Below are 24,011 nucleotides of genomic sequence, written 5' to 3' on the forward strand. Positions count from 1 at the left end.
CGATCCTGCCGCCTGTAGGTATGTCGGAGCACTTCGGTTCCGGTGCCGGTCACCTGCCGGTGTCCGGCACCGGAAACCGATCCCGTGCTCCCCTTGCGCTCATCTTTCCGCTGCCGGGCCTTGGTCGCATTGCCGACTTCCGGCAGTGTTCGGGACGCGAAAAGTGCCGGTGTCCGCTAAGAGGGCGTCAGAAGACCGTAAACAAGACCGCGATGCCGCCGCCATGGCCGAAAACGCACCCCGCACGGCCCGCTCTCCTGCACAACTCCTCCGCACCCACGACAGGTTCGCCTAGGTTGGTGGCCTGATCATCAACGCCAAGCCGCAGGAGGCCCTGCCGTGTCGGACACCAACCCCGAGGTTGCCGCCGCCGCCGAGATACGTGCCCGCATCGACACGACGAAGCCGCACTCAGCCCGGTTCTGGAACTACTTCGTCGGGGGCAAGGACAACTATCCGGTCGACCGGGAGATCGGCGACCACATCAAGGAGATCTTCCCGGGCCTGGTCGACGTGGCGGTCACCAGCCGGCACTTCCTGGGGCGGGCCGTGCGGTATCTGGCCGGGGAGCAGGGGGTGCGGCAGTTCCTGGACATCGGCACCGGCCTGCCGACCGCCGACAACACGCATGAGGTGGCCCAGCGTGTGGCTCCGGACGCCCGCATCGTGTACGTCGACAACGACCCGATCGTGCTGGCCCACGCCAACGCCCTGCTGACCAGCACCCCCGAGGGCAGGACCGCCTATCTGGACGCGGACCTCTACGACCCCGACGCCGTGCTGAAGGCCGCGGCGGGCACGCTCGACCTCTCCCAGCCGGTCGCCCTGATGATCCTCAACACCCTGGGCCACGTCGAGGACCACGGCCGGGCGGTCGCCCTGATCCAGCGGCTCATGTCCGGCCTGCCGTCGGGCAGTTACCTGGTGATCAGTGACAGCACGTCGACCAGCGAGGGCATGATCGCCGCGTCGGAGGCCTACAACGCGAGCGGCGCCGTGCCGTACTACGTGCGCAGTGTCGAGGAGATCGCCGCGTTCTTCGACGGCCTCGACCTGGTGGAGCCGGGCGTCGTCCCGGTGACCGACTGGCGCCCCGAGTCCGCGGCCCCGACCGCCCCGGCCGTGGACGCCTACGGCGCGGTGGGCCGCAAGCCCTGACCCGCCCGCACGTCAGGCCGCCGGGGGCCGCACCCAGGGTGCGAGGCGTTCCCCGGCGGCCAACTCCTCGCGCCAGTACCGGTAGACGGTGCCGGTGACGACGTCGAGCCGCTCGGCGGCGACCAGACAGGCCGCGGGGTGGGGGCCGCCCGCGTCGGCGTCGAAGGCGAGGACGACGGGCGGCAGCTGTCCGAGCCGGTCGGTGACCAGCCGCGCTTCCTGCGGTGTGGGCGCGCGGAATTCGGGGTCCTGGAACGCGGCGGGGCACATGACGAAGGCCGGGTCACCGAAGACCAGTTCCAGGCCGTGGGCGTAGGTGAGGTCGTGCCCGGCCCCCAGCCTGAGCCGCCCCGCGTTCCACTCCACGACGTCCCAGTCCCACCAGGACCCCTCGGGGAGCGAGATCACCGGGCACCGCCCGCGTCCGCCGCCCCCCGGCTCATACAGGGCACCCGCAGGACTCCCGATAGGTGATCTCCGGGTCCAGGCGGATGGAGCGGTGGCGCGCGGTGAGGGTGCCGTCGATGCGGCTGGCCAGGAGCTGCATCGCGGTGGCGCCGATCTCGTGGGCGGGCTGGGTGACGGTGGTGATGCCGGGCCGGAACAGATCGGCGTGCGGGAAGCCGTCGAAGGTGGCGAAGGCCAGGTCGTCCGGGGTGCGCAGGCCCAGCCGGTTCGCCGCTTCGAGGACGCCCACGGCGGTCTCGGTGCCGGCCGCGACCACCGCGGAGGGCGCCTGTGGCCCTCGTAGGATCTCCAGCATCCGCTCGCGCGTGTCGTCCGACCGGCCGCTGCCGGTGACGACGAGGTCCTCCTCGGTGGGGATGTCCGCCTCCGCAAGCGCCTCCAGGTAGCCGCGCCGCCGTTCGGCGATGGTGGAGACCCCGGTGTCCCCCGCGGCGAGCGCGATACGGCGGTGGCCGTGGGCCACCAGGTGCAGCACCAACTCCCGCATGGGCGCGGTGTTCTCCACGCCCACCTGGTCGGCGCGGACGCCGCCGAGGCGGTCCATCAGCACGGCCGGCGTGCCCTGTTCCAGTACGGCGGTGAGTTCCTCGCGCCGGGAGCGGGCGACCGGGGCGATGACGAGGCCGTCGACCCGGCGCTCGGTCAGCACCCGCAGCGCCCGCGCCTCCAGGTCGGGGTCCTCCCCCGAGTTGGCCAGCAGCAGGGTGTATCCGGCGCCCATCGCCTCCCGTTCGACTCCCCGGGCCATCGCGGCGAAGGCGGGCTCGGACACATCGGAGACGATCAGGCCGATGGAGTCGGTGCGGGAGCGCCGCAGCGCGCGGGCGAGGCCGTCGCGGCGGTAGCCGGTGGCCCTGACCGCCTCCTCGACACGGGCGCGGGTCTCGTCGCGGACGGGCCGCGTGCCGTTGATGACGTGCGACACGGTGGACATGGACACGCCCGCCATCCGCGCGACGTCGGAAATCGTAGCCACTGCTGCTTCGCCGCCTCCTCGATCCGTACAGGTACGGAAGATACGCCGTCGGCTCCTGCGAGCCCGCCGTATCGAAACGATTTCACTGACCATCGCATGCGCCGCCGAACTCCGTCAACGACTCTGACCAGCAGCGCACCATCCCGCCCTGAAACTTTCTCCTACGCACAGTATTGACACCCTGGCGCTCCCGAGTACCTTCCATCGAAACGTTTGCGCGCTCCTCGGAAGGCAGCACCATGTCGACCTCCCCGCACCTCGCACGCACCCCGGGACACCGTCCCGGCCTCTCCCGCCGGCTTCTGATCACCGCCACCGCGAGCGCCCTGCTCGCCACCGCCTGTGGTTCCGCGACGAACACGGGCGGCGGTTCCGCCGGGGACGGCCTGATCACCCTGTCCATGCACAACCCGGACAGCAGCACCCAGGACCCGGCGACCTACCGACTCGTCGAGGAGTTCAACGCCGAGCACCCGGACATGAAGATCCGGCTGGAGGGCCAGCCCGTCGAGCAGCACGAGCAGCGGATGACCATCGCGGCGCAGAGCGACACCCTGCCGGAGATCTTCTGGGTGTACGACTCACTGGCGAAGACGATGGTCGAGGACGACGACCTGCTGGACCTCGCCCCGATCCTCGAAGAGAAGGGCCTCACCGCGAAGTTCGCCCCGAGCATGCTCGCCGCCTTCCGCACGAAGGGCATCCAGTACGGCGTCCCGTACCAGGCGCTGATCACCGGCTTCTACTACAACAAGGCGATCCTGGACGAGCACGGCATCGCCGTCCCCGAGACCTTCGACGACCTGCTCGCCGCGGTGAAGAAGCTCAAGGCCGCGGGCGTGGTGCCGATCGCGCAGGGCGCCAACAGCTCCTCGTTCAGCGTCTGGGCGTTCCTGACCATGCTCGACCGCTTCGGGTACGAGGAGAAGTACCCGAAGATCCTTGCGGGGAAGGCCCGTTACGACAACGCCGACTTCCTGCGCCTGTACGAGCACGTCCGCGAACTCGCCGAGGCCGGCGCCTTCCCGGCCAACATGTCGACGCAGACGTACGCCCAGGCCGTCGCCTCCTACACCGCCGGCAAGGCGGCCTTCCTCGACGCCGGCGTGTGGGAGGCGGCGAAGATCCAGAAGAGCGAGGTGGGCGCCGACACCGGCTTCTGGGCGGGCCCCACCTTCGACGACGGGGTGGGCGAGCAGCGGCTGGTGATGAACGTGCCGTCGGCGCCGTTCGTGGTCAGCGCCCAGGTGAAGAAGGACCCGAAGAAATACGCCGCGGTGAAGGAGTTCATCGCCTTCTACTACAGCGACGAGGGCCAGAAGATCCTGGTCGACAACGCCCAGCCGCCGGTGACGACCTACCGTCCGCAGGTCGACACCGCGAAGGACCCGGTCTTCGCCGCCGTGCTCGCCGAGGCCGCCAGGCCCGGCTGGAAGAGCCCGAAGGCCCAGCCCGACCTGGTCGTCTCCGCCGCCACCGCCAGCGCCATGTACGACAGCCTCTACGGCGTGATGGGCGGCAGCCTCAGCCCCGAAGAGGCCGTGGCCGGTGTGCAGAAGTCGCTGAAGTGACGGCCGGCATGAACTGGCTCACCACCCGCCGGCACTTCACCCTGATGATCGCGCCGGCCCTCCTCGTCTACAGCGTCTACATGATCTACCCGATCCTCTACTCGCTGTACTACAGCTTCACCGACTACGACGGCGTGGGCGCCACCGCCTTCTCCGGCCTGGACAACTACCGGACCATGGCGCAGGATCCGTCGTTCTGGACCTCGCTGCGCAATACCGGGATCATCCTCGGCATCGCCCTGTTCCTGCTGATCCCGCTGGGCTTTCTGCTGGCGGTCCTGCTCAGCGGGCGGATCCGGGGCAGCGGCGCGCTGCGGGCGCTGGTCTTCGCGCCGGCGATCGTCGCGCCGATCCTGGTGGGCCTGATCTGGATCTTCATCCTGGACCCCGAGATCGGTCTGGTGAACGCCTTCCTGCTGGCGATCGGCGTCCCCGCGCATCCGCAGTGGATCGGCGGTCCCACGCTCAGTCCGTACTCGATGGCCTTCGTCTACCTCTGGCAGCAGATCGGCTTCGTGCTCACCATCTTCTACGCGGGTCTGCGCATGCTGCCGAGGGATGTGCTGGAGGCGAGCAGCCTGGACGGCGCGAGCCGGTGGCAGCAGCTGCGGTACGTCCAGATCCCCATGCTGCGCGAGACGTTCGGCATCGTCACCGCGCTGGTCGTCACCGGCGTCTTCAAGGTCTTCGAGCTGGTCTACGCGCTCACCGGCGGCGGCCCGGTGCACCTCTCCGAGGTGCTGGTCAGCTACATGTACCACATCACTTTCACCACCCAGCAGTACGGCTACGGCATGGCCCTGGCGGTGGTGGTGTTCGTGGTCGGCGGGCTCGCCTCGGCGGCCACGTTCCTCGGCAACCGCCGAAGGGAGAAGCACAGTTGAGCACGGAAACCAGCCCCCGGGTCACGACCCGTGCGCCGTCGGCGCCCGCACGGCCGGCCGAACCGCCGGTCCGCCGGCGGCGCGGCCTGGTCATCGCCTCCGCGGCCGCCTATCTGATCACCTTCGTGATCCTGTTCCCGCTGCTGTGGATCGTGCTGCTGTCGTTCCAGAGCAACGACCACATCCTGGAGCGTTCGATCTCGCTGTCGGACCTCACCCTGGCCAACTACGAGCAGGCCCTGGAGACCCTCAACCTGCTGGTGATGTACAAGAACACGCTGATCCTGGCCCTCGTGTCGGTCACGGTCGGCCTGGTGGTGTCGTTCATGGCGGCGTTCGCGCTCACCCGCATGGTCTTCCGCCGGGGCGGCCGGCGCACCCAGAACACCCTGCGCTACTACTTCCTCGCCGGGCTCGCCGTCCCGGTCTACATCCTGCTGTTCCCGGTGTACCGGATCGACATCGCGCTGGGCCTGTTCGGCACCTACGCGGCGCTGATCCTGCCGTACATCGCCGTCACGATCCCCTTCAACATCCTGTTGCTGACGGGGTTCCTGCGGGACTTCCCCGAGGAGATCGAGCAGGCGGCCGTGGTGGACGGGGCCGGGCTGTGGCGGGTGGCGTGGCGGGTCGTCTTCCCGCTGATGCGACCGGTCGTCGCCACCCTCGCCATCCTCAACGTCATCTACGTCTGGAACGAGTTCCCCTTCGCGGTCACGCTCATCAACGACCCGACGCTCACCACCGTCTCGCTCGGAGTGTCCCAGTTCCAGGGCGTGTACAGCGTCGACTACGGCGCGATGATGGCGTCCGCCACCCTCGTCCTGCTGCCGCAGCTGGTGATCTACGCGGCCTTCCAGAAGCAGGTCATCGCGGGCATGACCGCGGGGGCCGTACGGTGAGCCCCCGCTACGCGGACCCGTCGTCGGCCTGGAACGCCGCGCGCAGGGTCGCGCCGAAGCCGGTACCGCCCACGGGGAACCGCCACTCGTTCGGCTTTGCGGTTTCGGCCGCCCGTACGACGCCGGAGTCCTCCTCGCGCGCGGCGGCGTCCAACTCCTGCTGCCCTTCGCCGAGTCGGGCCTCGCCCGTGTGCACGTACAGGACCGGCCGGTCGCCCGGCAGCAGCTGGACGTAGTACTGCTTGCGGAAGACGACGTTGTCCGAGAAGCCGACGCCGAACGAGTCCCGTTCGCCGAGGTACACATCGAGGCGGAACACCACACCGGTGGCCCCGGACGGGGTCACCGGCCGCACCGACCGGTCGAACCAGCCCTCCCAGATCAGCCGGTCCGGCCCGGCCCAGCCGGTCGTCGCGTCTCCCTCGGCCGACAGCGGCCGGGTCAGCTCCTCCTTCAGCGAGGGCGGCCCGTCGGTCAGCCGGTCCGAGCGGAAGGGGCCGTAGCAGTTCTCCGCCTCGGGGCTCTGGTGGAACAGGTCGAAGTCGACGCCCCTGGGCTTCACCGACGCCCCGAAATAGAACTCGCTGCGGCCGAAGAAGTCCTTCCCGCGCCGCACTTCGGCGTCGTCGAGCCACAACCGCACCCGGTGGGTGCCGTGGAAGAACCTCATGGCGATCTCGAACGCCTCGCGCGAGGTGACGAGCGAGTCCCCTCCGCCGTGGCACTTGTGGACGAACGTCCTTGGTGCACCGGGGAGTTGGGCGGAGGCCTGCTTGACCAGTCCGTCGCTGCGGTTGTAGACCAGGCTGCCCTCGTCGGCCAGGCTCGCCAGCCGGTTGCCCAGGGAGGCGACGTCGATGCCGTACGAGCGGTAGTCGGTGCCCACGACCGTCAGGACGCGCTCCAGCGGGAACCACTCGCCCCAGTGCCTGAACTCGGTGCTGTCCGGGTCGAAGGCCGCGAGTTCGTCCGCGGTCGAGGCGAGGCCGGGCAGCTGTTCGACGAGGCCGCGGGGCAGCACCTGGAAGGCGATGCCGCGGTGCGGGGTGCCCAGCGTCACGATCCGGTGGATCAGTTCCCCGGCCCTGCCGTCCATCACGCTCAGCTCCCTGAGCGCCGCGCGCACGACGAGCCCGCCCATGCTGTGGGCCACGATGTCGACGCCGTGGAACGGCTCGTCGCGCTGGGCGGCGGCGCGCCGGATGATGTCGATCAGCCGCACCAGGCCCTCTCCGTACCCCTTCATCGTCCGCGGTTCGAGGTCGTAGTAGCGGTAGATCCACAGCGTCCCGCCGACGCCGTCGCCGAGGACGCGGTCCGCCGTGGCCGGGTCGAGGACCACGCGCCCGGTGAGCAGGTCGGCGTCCCAGTTCCACTTCCCGGGCAGCGCCGCCTGGGGCTTGGCGTAGTAGCCGACGACGTTGGTGGCGTCCCGGTACGGATGCTCGGCGTACTTCAGGGCCCGCAGCACGAAGCCCTCGTAGATGTAGTTCTCGCCGCGCCGGCCCGGGTAGACCGTGCCGTCGTTGAAGCCCTGGTAGGCGTTGCGCTGAACGCCGCCCAGGAAGGGGCCGCCGAACCCGCGCACCAGAATCAGCGGTCTCACGAAAGAATCAGCCATTGCGCCCTCACCCGATCCGCAGTCCGTCCGTCCCGCATTCAGGCCTTACCAGAGCCCCCGCCGCGCGGACACCCTGGCGCACCGCAACTACGTCTTTATGGGGCCCGGTCGGAGCAGCCGGGCGGGTTCGGTACGACCGACGCGGTACGCCGCGCCGTCACTCCGCACCGTGTGCGCGCTGGGGGCGCTGCCGGGGCCGCGCGGCGAGTACGGCGACGTCGTCCTCGGCGTGCCGGGCGTCGAGGCGGGCGAGCGCGGTGTCGAGGACGTCCTCGACGCCCGCGCCGGCGGAGAAGCCGAGTCCGGCCAGCCGGTCCAGGGACCGGTCGATGTCCTCGCCGCGGCGCTCGACGAGCCCGTCGGTGAACAGCATCAGCGTCTGGCCGGGCTCCAGCCGGTGGGTCGCGGGTTCGTAGCCGCCGAGGCCGGTGCCCAGCGGCGGGCCGACCGGCACCGGCAGGAGTGCGGCCCGGCCCTGTGCGTCGATCACGACCGGCGGCAGATGGCCGGCGCTGGCCAGGGTCACCTGCCCGCGGCCCGGGTCCACGCGCGCGATGAGGCAGGTGGCCGGGCGGCGGTCCGGCTCGCCGGCCGCGATGTCGTCGAGCTGGCGCAGCACACGGTGCGGCGGCAGGTCGGCGGAGGCGATGTAGCGCAGGGACGAGCGGTAGGCGGTCATGTCGACGGCGGCGTCCAGGCCGTGGCCCATGACGTCGCCGACGACGAGCAGCGTGCGGCCGAAGTGCAGCCGGACGGTCTCGCACCAGTCGCCGCCGACCAGGGCGCGCTGTCCGACGGGCAGATAGCGGATGGCGACGTCCAGGTTCGGGTGCGGCCGGCCGGGTTCGGCGAGCAGGGCGCGTTGCAGTCTGCCGACGATGCCGCTCACCGCGTCGTGCTCGCGGGCGTGCCGGACGGTCGAGGCGGCGCGTTCGGCGAGGAACGCGACGACCTCTCCTTCCGCGGGGGTGAACGGTGCTCCCTTGCGGGCGCACACCAGGACGCCGTAGTGGTGTCCGCCCGCGACGAGCGGCAGGCAGAGCGCGGGCCCGGCGGCGTCCGTCGTTCCGAGCGCGGCCTTCTCGGCCCACCCGGGGTCGGGCAGCACCGCGGGGTTGCCGCTGACGGCCTCGTACTCCGCGCGGTCCTCGCCGTGCGGCCGTAGCACCGCGACCGTGGCTCCCACCTGCCGGGCGACCTCCCGGGTCAGCTCGGCGCAGGTGGTGTCCTCGTCGAGCGTGGTGCCGATCCGGGCCGCCGCCGAGCGCAGCGCGCTCAGGGTGGACCCGCCGGCGCCCCGGACGGGCACGTCTGCGGCCCCGGCCGGCTCAGCCGCCGCCGGGCTCAGGAACGACTCGAACGCTCGCGCCACAACTACCACCCTAAGAGCACGGTGGATCAGTGCGCGTAACAACCAGATGTCCACCGTTCGAACGGACGTCCGCGTCACGGGTGCGAGGGCGGCTCCCCGGTGGCCACTCCGGCACCGGGAAGAACACCGTTGACATATCCGACGGGTACGGGACAAGCTTGATCCAGTAGCGCTGCGGGAACAGCTGTTCGAACCAAGTGTTTGACGGCCGCCGTCACGGGGACGGGGCGGCCACCGGCGTCCGGCGAGCCGACAGAGCCGGTCGGCACGGACTCACTCTTCTCTTCTCCCTGCTCGCCTCCCTCCTCTTCGCCCTGCTCGCCCCCCCTCGATTTTCCGCGTATTCCTCCGGAGAAACGGTCACCACATGGGCCTTGACGTGCCTCCATTACGAACGCGAAAGACCACCCGCGCACCGGTCACCGAGCTCGTCGTCGCACCGGTGACGATCACTCCCACGAAGCCGCTCACACCGACCCATGTCAAAGGGCTGCTGTGGACCGACATCCTCGTCAAGGCGAGCGCACGACTCGGCCCGGTGCGGTTGGTGTGGAACAACCGCATGGCCACGCAGACCACCCAGTCGACGGCCTTCTGGCACCACCTCGATCTCACCGAGCCGCACACCGACTGGAGCGGCCAGTCCCAGACCCAGATCGGTGAGCGGTACGTCCGCTTCCATGCCGAGCGCCGCGCGAGCGACCCGCGGGCACTGCGGGACTGTCTGGCCCGCGCCGACGACGGCTGGATCCACCCCGCCGGCCGTCGCATGCTCGATCTGTGGCGTGCCGAGCTCGATCTGCTGGGCGTCACCGACCTGGGCCTCGCAGACGACCGCCCGCTGCCCGGATCGGCGACGGACGTCCTCGCGGCGCTGGCCGGGCGCGGCCTCCTCGTGGACCACCGCCGCTTCGGCGGCCCCGTCCACCTCGACGGACCCCGCTGGGGCCTGCCGCTCCGGCAGCTGATCAGCGCGGAGGGCCACCCCAACTATCTGCTGCCGATCCTGCGCGAGCTCCTCCCGATGGTCCGTCCGCACCGGATGTTCCTGCTCGTCCACGACGAGGAACTCACCGCCGACTACCTGCTGCTGGAGCGCGTGCTGGGCACGTTCGGGGCCACCGCGACCCGGCTCGCCCTCGGCCGCGTGCCCGTCAACGGCACTGTGCGCTCCAGCCGTTACGGCGGCTGGCGCGGGGCGACGCTCGCCGACCTCTCCGCCGTCCCCGGCACCGCCGGCCGGGCCGCGTACCGGCTCGGCATGCGGATGTACTTCGCCGGGATGCACCACCGGCGCTCGGCACAGTCGTTCCGGCTGCCGCTGCTGCGCCGCTGTGTGGGACGCGCCGCCCGCCTGCTGGAACGGACGCCCGCCGAACGGGACTTGGACCTCGACCGGACGCTGTCCCGATTACAGGCCCAGCGCGGCTACGTCGACCCCTACCGGCTGACCTCCGCCGTACTGGGCCGAAGGGCCGCCCCGCCGGACCCCGCGCTCCGGGCGATCTACACATGAGCGGGACCGCCTCCGCCGGGCAGTCCGGCGCCGAGCTGCTGACGGCCGCCGCGCAGTCACGCCGTACCGCCGTCCGGGACGGGCTGAGCGATGCCCCGGCGCCCTGGGGGCTGAGCGTCACCGTCGTCGTGGCCGACCTCGACGTGCCGGCGTTCATCGCCGGTGCCGCCGACTTCGCCCTCGCCCTCCCGCCCGGACTGCGTGACGGCTGGTACCGGTCGTACACCAGAACCGCGTTCCTCGCCGGCGCCCCCGCCAGCGTGGCCGCCCGGCATCCGCACCGGCACGCCACCGCCGACAACCGCCTCGCCTGGCACGGTCCCGCCCCGCGCGGCACCCTGCGTCCGCTGTCCCGGCTGCTGCGCGCCTTCCACGGGCCGGCGCCGATCGACGTGCCGTCCGGGCCGCTGACGACGGCCGTCTCCGGAACGCCCTCGGGACACGTCGTGGACGCGACGGTCGCGACCGGCGGTGTCAGCACCCGCGAGTACCTCGTCCATGTGCACCACCTGATCGCCGAGGCCGCGCTGCGCGGGCTCGTCGGGCCGGGCGACACCGTCCGCGTCGACCACCGGCCGGACCTCGACCCCGACCGGCTGCGCACCCTCATCGACCCGGCCCGCGCCGACCGGGTCCAGACCCGCATCGGCCACAGCCCGACGGATCCCGGCCGCCTGCGCCTGTACGGCGTGCTGACCTCGACCCGTCCTGAAGGAGGACCCTGAATGCAGGCCGAACGAGTGCTGGCGGAGCACCGCCGGTTCATGGACAGCCTGGACCGCCCCGAAGAGGCGCAGCGCGCTCTTGCCACCGCAATTCTGGAGCAGAACGCGCACACGGCGTTCGGCCGCGAGCACGGTCTGGCCAGCGTGCGCACCGTCGACGAGCTGCGCCGGGCGGTGCCGATCCGCACCCATGAGGCGCTGATGCCCTGGATCGAGCGGGCGATGGACGGCGAGCCGAACGTGCTGACCGCCGAGGAACCGGTCGTCTACTTCTCGTCCAGCGGAAGCACCGGCCGGGAGAAGCACATCCCGGTCACCCGCACCCATATGCAGCGCACCTTCCTGCCCTTCTACCACGCCAGTTTCGCCCCGCTGCTGCAGACCGCCCCCGAGGCGCTGGCCGCCCCGAACGGCGTGCTGAACCTGTGGCAGGACCCCACCGCACCCATCGCCCGCGCCCGCAACGGCCGGCCGCACATCGGCGCCAGCCAGGTCGACTACCGGGCGTTCGGCGAGGAGTCCGCGACCGGACCGGGCAACGACGCCGCGTGGAGCCGGATCCCCGAGGAGCTGGCCGAGGCCAACCCCTGGGACCGCAGCTACTACAAACTGCGCCTCGCCGCCGAGCAGGACATCCGGGTCGTCATCGGCGTCAACCCGGCCATGGTCGCCGGTCTCCCCTACCAGCTGCGGGAGTTGTGGCCGCGGCTCGTCGAGGACGTACGGGCCGGAACCCTCGACGGCCGCCCGCACACCGCGCCGAACCCGGAACGCGCCGACGAGATCGAGCGGTACGCCAAGGTGTTCGGGACGGTCCTGCCCTACCACCTGTGGCCGCGGCTGGCCGCCGTCCTCGTCTGGAACAGCGCGCTCGCCTCCCTGTATCTGCCCCGGGTCCGTGAGTTGTACGGGCCGGGCGTCCAGTTGCTGGCCGCGCCCATCGCGTCCTGCGAAGGACCGGCCGGGGTGCCCGTCGACCGGCACCCCAGCGGAGCGCCGCTGTTCCTGCCGGGCTGTCTGTACGAGTTCGTCCCGGCCGACGGGCCGGTCACCGCCGACAGCGCGACGCTGCTGGCCACCGAGGTCGAGGAGAACCGCGACTACCACCTCGTGTTCAGCCACTTCGGCGGCATGTACCGGTGTGCCGTCACCGATGTCGTGCGGGTCGTGGGCCATGTGGGCCGCACCCCGCGCATCGAGTACGCCGGACGCAACACCGTCCGCTCCGCCGCCGGGGAGAACCTGACCGAGGCCGCCGCCCTGCGGGCGCTGCGCGCCGCGTGTGCCGACACCGGAGCGGAGATCCGCAACGCGACGTACCGCCTGGACAGCGACGGGAGCGGCAGCGGCGGGCGCTATCAGCTCGCCGTCGCCTTCGCGGGCCCGCCGGTGCCGGCCCTGGCCGCGGCCCTCGACACCCGCCTGTCGGAGCAGTGCCCCGGCTACCGGTCCGGCCGGCACGCCGGGCTGATCGCCCCCGTCGAGGTGATCACCGTCCACCCGGACGCCTTCCTGAAGGAGTGGGAACGCGCCGTGCGCGCCGGACAGCGCCCGCCGCGGGTCAAGGACCGGATCTTCCTGCCGGGCGACGACGCCTGGCACCGGCTCGTCGCCACCGCCCCCGCGTGGACAGGGAGTGCCGCATGACCGACGTCGTCCCCGGCCGGGGGCAGTACACCGAGCAGGCCCGCAGGCGGCGGCTGGAGTGGCTGCGCACCCGCAGCCGATCGGCGCTGGCGTCGCTGGAGAGCACCGGCCTTGAGGCGCGGAACCTGGTCGGCAACGTGGAGAATTTCGTCGGCTCCGTCGAGGTGCCGGTGGGCCTCGCCGGTCCCCTGCTGTTCGTCGGGGAGCAGGCGCGGGGAAGTCTGGTGGCCCCGCTGGCCACCACCGAGGGCGCCCTCGTCGCCTCGGCGTCCCGCGGCGCACGCGCCGTCACCGCCTCCGGCGGGGTGACGACGAGGGTGCTGTCCCAGCGCATGACCCGGGCGCCCGTGTTCGAGTTCGCCGACATCACCGGGGCGGCACGGTTCACCGACTGGCTGCACGAGCAGCGCGGCCGGCTGGACGAGCAGGTGCGCAGTGTGTCCCGGCACACCCGGCTGGTCGACGTCGATCCCCACCAGATCGGCCGGTATCTGCATGTGCGCTTCGTCTTCGAGACCGCCGACGCGGCCGGACAGAACATGACGACGGCGGCGACCTGGCAGATCTGCCGCTGGCTGACGGACGTGCTCGCCGCCGAGGAGGACCTGCGTCCCAGGGAGCTGCTGCTGGAGGGCAACCTCAGCGGCGACAAGAAGGTGACCGCCGGGTCCTTGCTGGCCGGCCGAGGTACCCGGGTGACCGCGGAGTGCCGGCTGCGCCGGGACGTCGTGGCGCAGGTCCTCAAGACCACGCCCGAGGCCATGGTGAAGAGTCATGCCGCGACGGTCCTGGGCGCCCAGCAGGCCGGCATGACCGGGTACGGGGTCAACGCGGCGAACATCGTCGCCGCGCTGTTCGTGGCCACCGGGCAGGACGTGGCCTGCGTCCATGAGTCGGGGGTGTCCGTCTTCTCGCTGGAGCTGGACGGCGACGACCTGGTCGCCACGATCCTGCTGCCCAACCTGGTCGTGGGCACCGTCGGCGGCGGCACCGCGCTGCCGGACCAGCGGGGGCTGCTCACCGCGCTCGGCTGCGCGGGTGCCGGCGGCGCGGGGCGGTTCGCCGAGATCGTCGCCGGATTCGCCCTCGCCCTCGACGTGTCGACCATGGCGGCGGTGGTCAGCGGTCAGTTCGCCGAAGCGCACCAGCGGCTCGGCCGGGCCCGGCGCGTCGACTGGCTGCGGGCCGGCGACCTGGACGCGGCGCTGCTGCAGCCGGTGCTGGCCGAGGGGCTCGGCGATCCGCGGCTGCATGTCACGCGGGTGAGCCCGGCCGAGCCGCTGCACGGCGACGGCATCGCCAGCGAACTCGGTGCGCTGGGTGAGCGCCGCAAGCTGACCGGGCTGCACCCGCTCACCGTGACCTGGACGCCGGGTGACGGAGCCGAGCGGACGGTCGAGCTGGTGGCCAAGGTCAAGCCGCGCGGTGAGGAGATCGTCGCCGGCATCGCGACGCTGTTCTCGCTGTGCGGCCCGGACGTGGCCCGTGCCTGGCGCCGCTGGGGCGCCGACACCGAGTTCACCGACGCCCACCGCCGCGAACCGGCGGTGTACCGGCGCACGGAGAGCGCGCTGACGGACCTGCTCCCCCGCTGCTACGGGCTCCTGGAGGACGAGGAGCGCGAGGCCCACGTCATCCTCATGGAGCGGCTTCGGGACGAGGGCGGGCCGTGGACCGCGGAGCGGATCGACGCCACGCTGCGCGCCATCGCCCGGGTCCACGGGCACTGGCTCGGCCGTGACCAGGAGCTGAGCGCCGAGGGCTGGTTGCACCGGGTGCCGGAGCCGGCCCATCTGGCCAAGGCGGCGGAGCTGTGGGCGGCGCTGGTCCGGCACGCCGCGGCGGAGCTGCCCGGGCTGCTCGACTCCCGGCACGAGGAGATCCTGCTCGGCATCGTCGCGGACGCCGGTTACTGGACCCAGGAACTGCACGAGCTGCCTCGTACGCTGGTCCACAACGACCTCACCCCGCGCAATATCGCCGAGCACGAGGGTCGACTGGTCGTCTACGACTGGGAACTGGCCACCGTCGACGTGCCCCAGCGCGACCTCGTGGAGCTGCTCGCGTTCACGCTCGGGCCCGAGGCAACGGCCGCCGAGGTCGACCGGTTCCTCGCCGTGCACGCCGAGGCCGTGGCCGCGCTCTCGCCGCGGGCGGCGACCCTGGTCGCCGGCTGCGACTGGCGCCGCGGCTACCGGCTTGCGCTGCGGGAGTTCCTGATGACCCGCCTGGCGCTGTACGCGGCCGGGCACACCCAGCGCGAGTTCGACTTTCTGCCGCGGGTCGTGCGGACCGCGTTCCGGCTGTGGGACCTCGAAGCCTCCCGGGACGGTGAGTGAGATGCGGGTCGCGGTGGTCGGAGTCGACGGCGCCGGCAAGACCACGGTGCTGAGCCGCCTCCGGGAGACGGACGACGTCGCGGTCGTGCACGCCGTACGGACCCACGAGGATCCGCACAGCCCCTTCGCCGGCCTGTCGAGGGCGCTGGCCGGCGCCTCCACGGTGGCGGACGCCCTGGGCCGGGTGCAGCTCAAGCTCGCCGTGCTCTGTCTGCAGATGTGCCTGTACGGACCGGCGGAACGGCAGGCGGCCGGGCGGGGCCGGGTGCTGCTCGCCGACCGGCACCCGCTCGTGGACCCTTTGGTGTACCTGCCGATGTTCGGGCGGATCGAGCGGGACGAAGCGCCCGGGGACGATGTGGAGGCCTGGTGGCGGGGGCAGGACCCGGGCGCTGCCGGGGCCGTGCGCGACTGGCTCCAGGAGTGCTGCGGGCACACCGATCCCTGGCTGCTCGGCACGGAGCTGCTGCGGCTCGGCACGCTGCCGCCCCACGAGATGCTCGACGGGCTCGGCCGGCGGTTCGGTGTCACGCTGCCCGACGGGGTGCTGCTGCTGGACCTGCCCGTGGACGAGGCGCTGCGACGCACCCGGGAACGTGCGCGCGACAGCGAGCTGCACGAGACCGCGGCCTTCCTCACGGCGACACGGCAGCGCTACGAGCTGGTCCTGGACTGGTTCCGTGACGCCCGCCCGGGCGTCGCCGTGCGGCGCATCGACTGTTCCGGACGCTCCGTGGAGGAGGTGACCGGCCTGGTACGGACCTCGCTCGACGGCCTCATGACCTTCGTCAGTACCAACGGCTGCCCAAAGTAATTAGCCTTGCCGTCGTGAAAGGATCAGTCACCGTCCCCGCCCCTGTCCGGCCCGGCACTCCCCCCGTCGAGCAGAAGCGGCCCGTGAGACGCTCACTGGTCCCGTCGCTGATCGTCTGGGTCGCGCTCAATGTCCCGGCCCTGCTGCTGTCCTCGGGTTTCCCGGACGGCCTGAACATGTGGTGGCAGATCCTGATCGGGGCCGTGGTCACCGGTGCCGCCGTCGTGCTGCACCGGGACCGGCCCCTGGTCTCGTTCGTACTGTGCCTCGCCCTGTGGTGGACCCTCGGCACGCTGGACAACGACCTCGGCTCCACGGTCCTGTCGCCGTACCTGCCCGCCGTCTTCGTCGTCAGCTTCACGCTGGGGCGGCTGCCGGTGCCCACCACGGCGGTGCTGCTGGCCGTCGGCGGCACGATCGTCATCGGCTCGCTGCTGGCGGTCGTGGTACATCTGTCGCTGCCGGTGTGGTTCCTGCTGCTGACCGTGCTGATCTTCGCCTGTCTGCTGCCGTGGCTGACGGGCCGCTACTGGCAGCAGCGGCACGAACTGCAGCTCGCGGGCTGGGAGCACGCCCGCCAGATGGAGTTGCAGCAGCGCATCCTGGTCGACCAGGCCCGGCTGCGGGAGCGGACCCGGATCGCCGAGGACATGCACGACTCGCTGGGCCATGAACTCAGCCTGATCGCCCTGCGCGCGGGGGCGCTCCAGGTCGCTCCCGGCGTGGACGAGAGCTTCCGCGACTCGGCCGGTGAGCTGCGGGCGAGCACCGCGCGGGCGATGGAGCACCTGCGCGACATCATCGGCGTGCTGCGCGAGGAGGACACGGACTCCCCGCTGGATCCCTCGCAGTCCGGCATCGGCGCACTGATCGACCGGACCCGGGCGTCCGGTGTGCAGGTGAGTCTGCAACAGGTGGGCGAGCCGGAGCAGTTGCCCGCCATGACGGACAAGGCGCTGTACCGGGTGGTGCAGGAGTCGATGACCAACGCGATCAAGCACGCCCCGGGCGCCCCCGTGACCGTACGGCTGGAGTACGGGCCCGCCGGGGTCATGGTGACCGTGCGCAACGCCCCGCCCCTGGAACCGCCGGCGGACGACCGGCCGAGCGGGCGGCGCGGGCTGATCGGGCTCCAGGAGCGGGCCCGGCTGGCCGGCGGACGGCTGCACGCCGCCCCGCTGCCGGACGGCGGCTTCGAGGTGACGGCCCGGCTGCCCCGGGTGCCCGCGGCGATCCGGCCCGACGAGGATCCCGCCTGGGTGTCACCGGAGGCCGCGGCGACGGAGGGCGGTCTCGCCGACGCGACCACCCATGTGCGCCGGCGCTTCATCACCGCGGTGTCGCTGCCGTTCGGCCTGTTCGTCCTGCTCGTCGTGGGGATGATCGGCTACTACGCGTACCTGTCGGCGTCCACCACGCTGTCCGAGAAGGACTTCGCGGGGCTCCGGGTCGGGCAGCGCACGGCCGAGGTCAACCGCGTCCTACCGGACAACGACATGAACGATCCGCCGTCCGAGGAACTGCCCGTCCCCTCCGGCGCGTCCTGCAGCTACTACCGTTCCAGTGATGCGCTCTTCGTCCGGGTCGACGTCTACCGGCTCTGTTTCGCCCACGGGCGGCTCGTGGCCAAGGACGTCATCACCGCCGAGTCCCGGGCCCCCGTGGACAACGGCTGACCCCCTCACCCCCCACCTGAGCTCAACCCGAAGAGGAGAAGACCATCACTCCCATCACCCTGGTACTGGCCGACGACGAAGCGATGATCCGCGCGGGGGTGAAGGCCATCCTGGCCACCGATCCCGAGATCGACGTGGTCGCCGAGGCGGCCAACGGGCGCGAGGCCATTGCCCTGACGCTGGAGCACCGGCCCGATGTGGTGCTCATGGACATCCGGATGCCCGTCATGGACGGGCTCGCCGCCACGGCCGAGATCAAGCGGCAGGTGCCGCAGACCTCGGTGCTCGTGCTGACGACGTTCTCCGAGGACTCGTACGTGGCCCGGGCGCTGGGCGACGGCGCGAGTGGCTTCATGCTCAAGTCCGGTGATCCGCGGGAGCTGTTGACCGGTGTGCACGCGGCGGCGGCCGGTGCCTCCTATCTGTCGGCGAAGGTCGCCGAGCGGGTCATCGCCGAGCTCAACCGGGGCGCCGGGCGGCAGGCCGAGTCGCGCGGCGCCGCCGCGCAGCAGCGGGTGAGCGCGCTGACCGACCGGGAGCAGGAGGTGCTCGCGCTGGTGGGCAGCGGCCTGTCCAACGCCGACATCGGCAAGCGGCTCCATGTCGTGGAGGGCACCGTCAAGAGCTATGTCAGCGCCATCTTCACGGCGTTGGGCGTGCGCAACCGGGTGCAGGCCGCGATCATCGCGTACGAGGCCGGGCTGGTCACCGACCGGGACGCGTGAGAACGCGTCGTACCCCGGGCACCGAGGTGCCCGGGGTACGACCGGGAAGAGGAACGGGGCGCCGTCCACCGCGCGGGGGATTCCCGGTGGTACGACGCCCCGTACGCCCCGGCCTGTTGCCGGGGCGCGTTCAGGGGTGACGCCGAATCACGCGTCGCGCTTGCGGAAGGCGTAGAAGCCCAGCGCCAGGGCCCCGAAGGCCCACAGGGCGAGGAGCAGGAGCCCCATGCCGGGTCCGTACGGCGAGGTTTCCGCGTTCATGAAGACGGTGCCGGCCGAGTTGGGCATCCGCTCGGCGAGCGAGACCAGCGGGTCGATGTCGGAGGCCTGCAGGATCACCGGCAGGACGGTGAGGCCGACGAAGACCAGGGTGAGCGTGCCGGCGGCGCTGCGTACGGCCACCGCGACGGCGATCGTGAGGACGGCGACGAGCGCGAGGTAGACGCCGATGCGCAGGGCACTGCCCACGGCATCGCCGCCGGCCGTGTCGGCCTCGTCGCCCAGGGACATCGCGGAGACCCCGACGCCGATCAGGCCGAACCCGATGCCGGCGAGCAGGCTCACCGCGCCGGCCACCGCGGTCTTGGCGACCAGCAGCCGGCCGCGCATCGGCACCGACTGGAGCGTGGTGCGGATGCTGCCGGAGGCGTACTCGGCCGTGATCATCAGCATGGCCAGGGCGATCAGCGCGAACTGGGCGACGTACACGGTGGCCACGGCGACTTCGCCGACCGGCACCAGGGTGCCCTTCTTGTTGTTGTTCGCCATGGTCGCGCCGATGATCGGGGTGGTGAGCAGCATCAGCCCCGCGCCGCCGAGCAGGCACCACCAGGTGGACCTGACGGACCAGAGCTTGATCCATTCCGCTGCCACGGCGCCGGGCAGTCCGCCGCCTGAGGCACGTACCGCCGGGCCGGCGGCCGTGGCGGGCATTGATGTCGTCATGACCAAATCCTTGTGCTGAGTCAACGGTTCGACGCGGTCGCGTGGAGTTCTGCCGCCGGTTCCGGGCGGGGTGCTGCCGGGGGTGCGGCGCCGAGCACCGCTTTGAGGGCCGGGCGTTGGCGCAGCCGGGCGACGGCCCAGGTGCCCGGGATCATCGCGATCAGCAGGAGCAGCGGGGCCAGCACCACACCGAGCAGGGCACCGGCGGCCACGTCGTGCAGGTAGTGCACGCCGACGTAGACCCGGGACAGCGCGACGAGCGCGGCGAGGGGGAGGGCGAAGGCGGCCACGAGGCGCCAGGTGATGAGGAACGTCGCGGCGGAGGCGGCGGCGATCACGGAGTGGTTGCTCGGGAAGGCCCAGTCGCCCGGCGCCGGACATTCGGCGATGGTCCGGACGTTCGGGATGTCGCGGCAGGGCCGTTCCTCGTGCAGCCAGACCTTGATGATCTCGCTCAGTCCGTACACCACCACGACGGTGGCCGGTGCGAGCAGCGCCACGGCCATCGACCGGTGGTCACAGCCGCGGGCCCGCCACCACTGGAGGGCGAAGAGGGCGGCGAAGACGAGGAGGCCGAGTTCGGTGCCGATCTCGCCCGCCGTCTGCATCCAGCCCGGCGTGGTGGCCGCCCACTCCGTGATCTCCCGGTAGACACCGACGCCGTACTCGGGGCCGGCCTTCGCGAGGTGCACGTTCGCGGTTGTCGTCTCTAACATCAGGCCCCCGTCCCCGGGTACTGCTGGTGGCCGGACGCGGCGCCGAACTCGACGCTGTCCGCGGTGAGTTCCATGTACGCCTGCTCAAGGGAGGCCTCGACGCTGCGGACTTCGTGCAGCCGGACGCCCATCTCGAAGGCGATGTCGGACACCTTGTCGACGCTGAGCCCCGTGATGTACAGCTCGTTGTGGCTCTCCCAGCGGGCGGGCACCGACCACTCGTGCAGCCGGGCCATGAGCTTCTGCAGCCCCTCCTGCTCGGGTCCGCGCGCCCGCACGGCGTTGAGGGAGCTGCTCTCGATGAGCGCCTGGACGGTCGTCTCGGTGATCAGCCGGCCCTTGCCGATGATCACCAGGTGGTCCGCGGTGAGCTGCATCTCGCTCATCAGGTGGCTGGAGACGAAGACGGTGCGGCCCTCGGCGGCGAGTCCGCGCATCAGGCCGCGGATCCAGCGCACGCCGTCGGGGTCGAGTCCGTTGACCGGCTCGTCGAACATGACGACGCCGGGGTTGCCCAGCAGGGCGCCGGCGATGCCCAGGCGCTGGCCCATGCCCAGTGAGAACGAGCCGGCCCGGCGGCCCGCGACCGAGGTGAGACCCACGGTCTCCAGGACCTCGTCGACCCGGCGGGCGGGGATGCCGTTGGTACGGGCGAGCGCCCGCAGATGGGCGCGCGCACTGCGGCCGGGATGCACGGCCTTGGCGTCCAGCAGGGCGCCGATCTCCCGCAGCGGGTAGGCCAGTTCGGCGTAAGGGCGGCCGCCGACGAGTGCCTGGCCGGACGTGGGGTGGTCCAGGCCCATGATCATCCGCATCGTGGTGGACTTGCCCGCGCCGTTGGGCCCGAGGAATCCGGTGACCTTGCCCGCCCCGATGGTGAGGGACAGGTTGTCCACGGCGGTCTGATCGCCGTACCTCTTGGTCAGCCCCTGCAGGGTGATCATGGATGAATACTCCCAGCCGTTCCAGCGTCTCTGTCTCACCGAGAACCTAGGCTCTGGCCAGGCACGATCACATCAGTCCAAGGGAAGGTATTCACCCTTACTTTAGTCAGGACTTCCACCGAGACCTTAGGCAACTGCCGGTTGACTCTTGCCATGATCCGTCCGGACAGCGCAGAGTGGAACGGCAGTTCCCAGCCGGATGCAGCGACCGTCCCTCGTCTCACTTTCCCGTTCCCATCGAAAGGTTCTTTCGCGCTGCCCGAAAACGGCGCGCGCACCACCCTCAACCTCATCTGGGGAGCCATGTCTCAGCTCACGAACGAACCCGGTATAGAGGAATCCGCAGCCAACGATCCGGTCCATACCGTCCGCACCTACTACCGTCTTGTCGACTCCGGCGACGTGCCCGGCCTCGTGCGCCTCTTCGCACCCGACGCCGAGTACCACCGTCCCGGATACGCCAAGCTCACAGGCCGTGCCGAGCTTGAGCGCTTCTACCGCGAGGACCGTGTCATCGCCGACGGCACGCACCGCCTTTCCAAAATCGTGAGCCAGGGCCGCGAAGTGGCGGTGCACGGCACCTTCGAAGGGGTGCTGCACGACGGAACGAAGACTTCCGTGCGATTCGCCGATTTCTTCAGCGTGAACCCAGTCGGCACATTCTCGCTGCGCGAGACATTCTTCTACGCGCCGCTCGTCTGAGTCGACCACGAAAGACACCGGGGGATTTTCTTTGTCATGCGCCAATTCGATGAAGCCACCGCCGATTCCGACCGAATACCCTTCGGGGAACAGTTCACCGCGCATATGGTCACCGCCGAGTGGACCGAGCGGGACGGCTGGTCCGAACCACGGCTGAGCCCCTTCGGGGAGCTGTCCATGTCCCCGGCCATGGTCGGACTGCACTACGGCCAGGTCGTCTTCGAGGGCCTCAAGGCCTACCGCCGGGGCAGCGACGCCGTGGCCTGTTTCCGGCCCGCCGACCATGCCGCCCGGCTCAAGCGCTCGGCGCAGCGGCTGGCCATTCCCGCCCTGCCCGAGGAGAGCCTGCTCAGGGCCGTGGACCTGATCCTCGAAGCCGACGGCGGGCAGCTGCCCGAGCGGCCCGGGGTGAGTCTGTACCTGCGCCCGGTCCTCTACGCGAACGAGGCGAACCTGGCGCTGCGTCCCGCCCGCAGCTATGCGTTCCTGCTGATCGCCTTCGTCACGGGCGGGTTCTTCTCCGACCGTCCGGACCCGGTGCGGGTCTGGGTCGGCCGCGACTACACGCGTGCGGCCCCGGGCGGCACCGGCGGCGTGAAGTTCGCCGGGAACTACGCCCCCTCGTACGCCGCCCAGGAGCAGGCTCGCCTGGCCGGCTGCGACCAGGTGGTGTGGCTGGACCCCGTGGAGCGTCGGTGGGTCGACGAACTCGGCGGGATGAACCTCTTCTTCGTCCGGGGCAGCGGCCCCTCGGCGCAGCTGGTCACGCCGCCGGTGACCGGGACGCTGCTGCCCGGTGTCACCCGGGACTCGCTGCTGCACCTGGCCGCCGCGCGCGGACTCGCCGTCCGCGAGGAGCCGTTGTCGATCGAGCAGTGGCAGGCCGAGTGCCTCGACGGCACGATCACGGAGACCTTCGCCAGCGGCACGGCCGCCGTCGTCACCCCGGTCGGCGCGGTGCGTGACGGCTCCGAGTCGTGGCAGGTGGGGACGGGCCTGGCGGGCCCGGTCACGCGCGCCCTGCGCGACGCGCTGGTCGACATCCACACCGGGCGGGCGCCGGCGCCCGAGGGCTGGCTGCGCACGGTCGGCATCCGGGATGCGGTCCTTGGCGGGCCTGCACACCGGGAGAGCCTGGTCGGCTCCGGTCAGTGAACACCACAGCCGACGCCGGGTTCTGACCCGCCGGCTGTCCATTCAAGGCGGTCTGAAGAAACAGCGGTCTGAAGGAACAGGGGGAGTTCCATGCATTCCGACGTGCGTCCGGCGCGTGTCGTCATCAAGATCGGCACGTCGTCACTCATCTCCGCGGGAGCACCCGACCCCGCGAAACTGTCCGCCCTCGCCGACGCGGTGCTGCGGCTGCACAAGGACGGCCTGCGGCCCGTGCTGCTGGCGTCGGGGGCCATCGCCCTGGGCACCGCACAGCTGCCGCCGGACGCCCGACAGGGCGGCACGGCACGGCAGTTGGCGGCCGCGGTGGGGCAGGGCCTGCTCTTCGAGGCGTTCCGGCGCGGCCTCGCGGAGCGGGGCCTGACCGCGGCGCAGGTCCTGCTGACCCCGGTCGACGTCACCGGCCCGGAGCACGGTGACAGCGTCCGTGCGGTGCTGGAGTCCTGTCTGGGGGCGGGTCTGGTGCCCGTCGTCAACGAGAACGACACCGTCATGGTGCGCAACAACGACGTCCTCGCGGCACTGCTGGCGGCCGCGCTGGGGGCCGAGCGGCTGGTGCTGCTCACCGATGTCCCCGGCCTGTACGAGAGCGATCCGCGCCGTGACGCCGACGCCCGGCGCATCCCTGAAGTGCGCGCCCTGACACCCGAGATCGAACGGCTCGCGGGCGCGGCGGCGGGCGGCCCCGGCACCGGCGGCATGGCCGCCAAGCTGTGCGCCGCCTGGATCGCCACGCTGGCCGGCGTGCCCACGGTGATCGCGGGCGCGGACGCCGAGGACGCGGTGGTCCGGGCGGTGCGGGGTGCGGACATCGGCACCCTGGTCCACGCCCGCACCCGGGACAAGCAACCGGGCCTGCGCCGCCTGTGGCGCGCCCTGTCCGCGCCGCCGGTCGCGCGGCTGCGGGGCGGCCCGGACATCCGGCGCCTGATCGCCGACGGCGCACCGCTGACGGCGCGTCATATCACGGTCGGCGACGAGCCGTTCGAGGCGGACGACGTCGTGGACGTGCTCGACCCGGACGGCCTGGTCGTGGCCCGGGGCCGCACCGCCCTGGGCGCCACCCAGCCGGCCGCGGCCGCGGCCGATCCGACCGTGATTCACCACACCGAGTACATCAGCCTGTTGGAGGAGTGA

21 protein-coding genes are annotated in these 24,011 nt (G+C 71.5%); 14 read left to right on the plus strand and 7 right to left on the minus strand.

Going from position 1 to position 24,011, the window contains the following annotated elements; translation table 11 throughout:
* Window positions 1-339 precede the first annotated feature (339 nt).
* Complete coding sequence (locus AB0Q90_RS35815; protein ID WP_363163071.1) at window positions 340-1,158, plus strand: SAM-dependent methyltransferase; 819 nt, start codon at window positions 340-342, stop codon at window positions 1,156-1,158.
* Window positions 1,159-1,170: 12 nt separating this feature from the next.
* On the opposite strand, the gene AB0Q90_RS35820 is transcribed toward AB0Q90_RS35815, so the two are convergent.
* Together AB0Q90_RS35820 and AB0Q90_RS35825 are read right to left on the minus strand one after the other, a co-directional pair.
* Window positions 1,171-1,566: a hypothetical protein gene (locus AB0Q90_RS35820; protein WP_363163070.1), complete on the minus strand. Its 396-nt coding sequence runs from the start codon at window positions 1,564-1,566 to the stop codon at window positions 1,171-1,173.
* A gap of 31 nt (window positions 1,567-1,597) precedes the next feature.
* Window positions 1,598-2,602, minus strand: a complete 1,005-nt coding sequence (locus tag AB0Q90_RS35825; RefSeq protein WP_363163069.1) for a LacI family DNA-binding transcriptional regulator — start codon at window positions 2,600-2,602, stop codon at window positions 1,598-1,600.
* Window positions 2,603-2,841: 239 nt separating this feature from the next.
* On the opposite strand from AB0Q90_RS35825, the gene AB0Q90_RS35830 reads away from it, so the two are divergent.
* The 3 genes from AB0Q90_RS35830 to AB0Q90_RS35840 are packed head-to-tail and all read left to right on the plus strand — an operon-like array spanning window position 2,842 to window position 5,959.
* Window positions 2,842-4,173, plus strand: a complete 1,332-nt coding sequence (locus tag AB0Q90_RS35830) for an extracellular solute-binding protein (protein ID WP_363163068.1) — start codon at window positions 2,842-2,844, stop codon at window positions 4,171-4,173.
* Between the two features lie 8 nt (window positions 4,174-4,181).
* Complete coding sequence (locus AB0Q90_RS35835) at window positions 4,182-5,057, plus strand: sugar ABC transporter permease (protein ID WP_365734149.1); 876 nt, start codon at window positions 4,182-4,184, stop codon at window positions 5,055-5,057.
* Window positions 5,054-5,959 carry a carbohydrate ABC transporter permease gene (locus AB0Q90_RS35840; protein WP_363163066.1) on the plus strand — a complete coding sequence of 302 codons (906 nt, stop codon included), beginning with the start codon at window positions 5,054-5,056 and terminating at the stop codon, window positions 5,957-5,959. Before AB0Q90_RS35835 ends, AB0Q90_RS35840 begins: the two co-directional genes overlap by 4 nt.
* A 7-nt stretch (window positions 5,960-5,966) precedes the next feature.
* Here AB0Q90_RS35840 and AB0Q90_RS35845 read toward each other — a convergent pair whose 3' ends face one another.
* Window positions 5,967-7,565 carry a hypothetical protein gene (locus tag AB0Q90_RS35845; RefSeq protein WP_363163065.1) on the minus strand — a complete coding sequence of 533 codons (1,599 nt, stop codon included), beginning with the start codon at window positions 7,563-7,565 and terminating at the stop codon, window positions 5,967-5,969.
* Window positions 7,566-7,737: 172 nt separating this feature from the next.
* Window positions 7,738-8,952, minus strand: coding sequence for a SpoIIE family protein phosphatase (locus AB0Q90_RS35850; RefSeq protein WP_363163064.1), 1,215 nt, complete (start codon window positions 8,950-8,952; stop codon window positions 7,738-7,740).
* Between the two features lie 442 nt (window positions 8,953-9,394).
* On the opposite strand from AB0Q90_RS35850, the gene AB0Q90_RS35855 reads away from it, so the two are divergent.
* The 7 genes from AB0Q90_RS35855 (at window position 9,395) to AB0Q90_RS35885 (ending at window position 18,394) form a co-directional block, all read left to right on the plus strand.
* Complete coding sequence (locus AB0Q90_RS35855; RefSeq protein WP_363163063.1) at window positions 9,395-10,468, plus strand: hypothetical protein; 1,074 nt, start codon at window positions 9,395-9,397, stop codon at window positions 10,466-10,468.
* A complete protein-coding gene (locus AB0Q90_RS35860) occupies window positions 10,465-11,193 on the plus strand; it encodes a DUF6182 family protein (RefSeq protein WP_363163062.1) in 729 nt (242 codons plus the stop codon). Before AB0Q90_RS35855 ends, AB0Q90_RS35860 begins: the two co-directional genes overlap by 4 nt.
* Window positions 11,194-12,840 (plus strand): GH3 auxin-responsive promoter family protein, encoded by a 1,647-nt coding sequence (locus AB0Q90_RS35865; RefSeq protein WP_363163061.1) that lies wholly within the window; start codon window positions 11,194-11,196, stop codon window positions 12,838-12,840.
* Entirely contained in the window at window positions 12,837-15,179 is a 2,343-nt protein-coding gene (locus AB0Q90_RS35870) for a hypothetical protein (RefSeq protein ID WP_363163060.1), read from the plus strand. Before AB0Q90_RS35865 ends, AB0Q90_RS35870 begins: the two co-directional genes overlap by 4 nt.
* 1 nt (window position 15,180) lies before the next feature.
* A complete protein-coding gene (locus AB0Q90_RS35875; protein WP_363163059.1) occupies window positions 15,181-15,993 on the plus strand; it encodes a hypothetical protein in 813 nt (270 codons plus the stop codon).
* A gap of 83 nt (window positions 15,994-16,076) precedes the next feature.
* Window positions 16,077-17,669, plus strand: a complete 1,593-nt coding sequence (locus AB0Q90_RS35880) for a histidine kinase (RefSeq protein ID WP_363163058.1) — start codon at window positions 16,077-16,079, stop codon at window positions 17,667-17,669.
* Between the two features lie 83 nt (window positions 17,670-17,752).
* Window positions 17,753-18,394, plus strand: coding sequence for a response regulator transcription factor (locus AB0Q90_RS35885; RefSeq protein ID WP_363163057.1), 642 nt, complete (start codon window positions 17,753-17,755; stop codon window positions 18,392-18,394).
* Between the two features lie 147 nt (window positions 18,395-18,541).
* Here AB0Q90_RS35885 and AB0Q90_RS35890 read toward each other — a convergent pair whose 3' ends face one another.
* Genes AB0Q90_RS35890 through AB0Q90_RS35900 form a run of 3 tightly spaced genes read right to left on the minus strand, consistent with a single transcriptional unit; the run spans window position 18,542 to window position 20,999 of the window.
* Window positions 18,542-19,339: an ABC transporter gene (locus AB0Q90_RS35890; protein WP_363163056.1), complete on the minus strand. Its 798-nt coding sequence runs from the start codon at window positions 19,337-19,339 to the stop codon at window positions 18,542-18,544.
* A gap of 20 nt (window positions 19,340-19,359) precedes the next feature.
* Complete coding sequence (locus tag AB0Q90_RS35895) at window positions 19,360-20,055, minus strand: phosphatase PAP2 family protein (protein ID WP_363163055.1); 696 nt, start codon at window positions 20,053-20,055, stop codon at window positions 19,360-19,362.
* A complete protein-coding gene (locus tag AB0Q90_RS35900) occupies window positions 20,055-20,999 on the minus strand; it encodes an ABC transporter ATP-binding protein (protein WP_363163054.1) in 945 nt (314 codons plus the stop codon). Before AB0Q90_RS35900 ends, AB0Q90_RS35895 begins: the two co-directional genes overlap by 1 nt.
* A gap of 153 nt (window positions 21,000-21,152) precedes the next feature.
* On the opposite strand from AB0Q90_RS35900, the gene AB0Q90_RS35905 reads away from it, so the two are divergent.
* The 3 genes from AB0Q90_RS35905 (at window position 21,153) to proB (ending at window position 24,011) form a co-directional block, all read left to right on the plus strand.
* Window positions 21,153-21,701, plus strand: a complete 549-nt coding sequence (locus AB0Q90_RS35905; protein ID WP_363163053.1) for a nuclear transport factor 2 family protein — start codon at window positions 21,153-21,155, stop codon at window positions 21,699-21,701.
* 36 nt (window positions 21,702-21,737) lie between these two features.
* On the plus strand, window positions 21,738-22,856 hold the full coding sequence (locus AB0Q90_RS35910) for a branched-chain amino acid aminotransferase (RefSeq protein ID WP_363163052.1): 1,119 nt from the start codon (window positions 21,738-21,740) through the stop codon (window positions 22,854-22,856).
* A 90-nt stretch (window positions 22,857-22,946) separates the two neighbouring features.
* The gene (gene proB / locus AB0Q90_RS35915) at window positions 22,947-24,011 is read left to right on the plus strand and encodes a glutamate 5-kinase (RefSeq protein ID WP_363163051.1); all 1,065 of its coding nucleotides are present in this window, start codon (window positions 22,947-22,949) and stop codon (window positions 24,009-24,011) included.

The sequence above is a fragment of the Streptomyces sp. NPDC079141 genome (assembly GCF_040686775.1).
GTDB lineage: Bacteria > Actinomycetota > Actinomycetes > Streptomycetales > Streptomycetaceae > Streptomyces.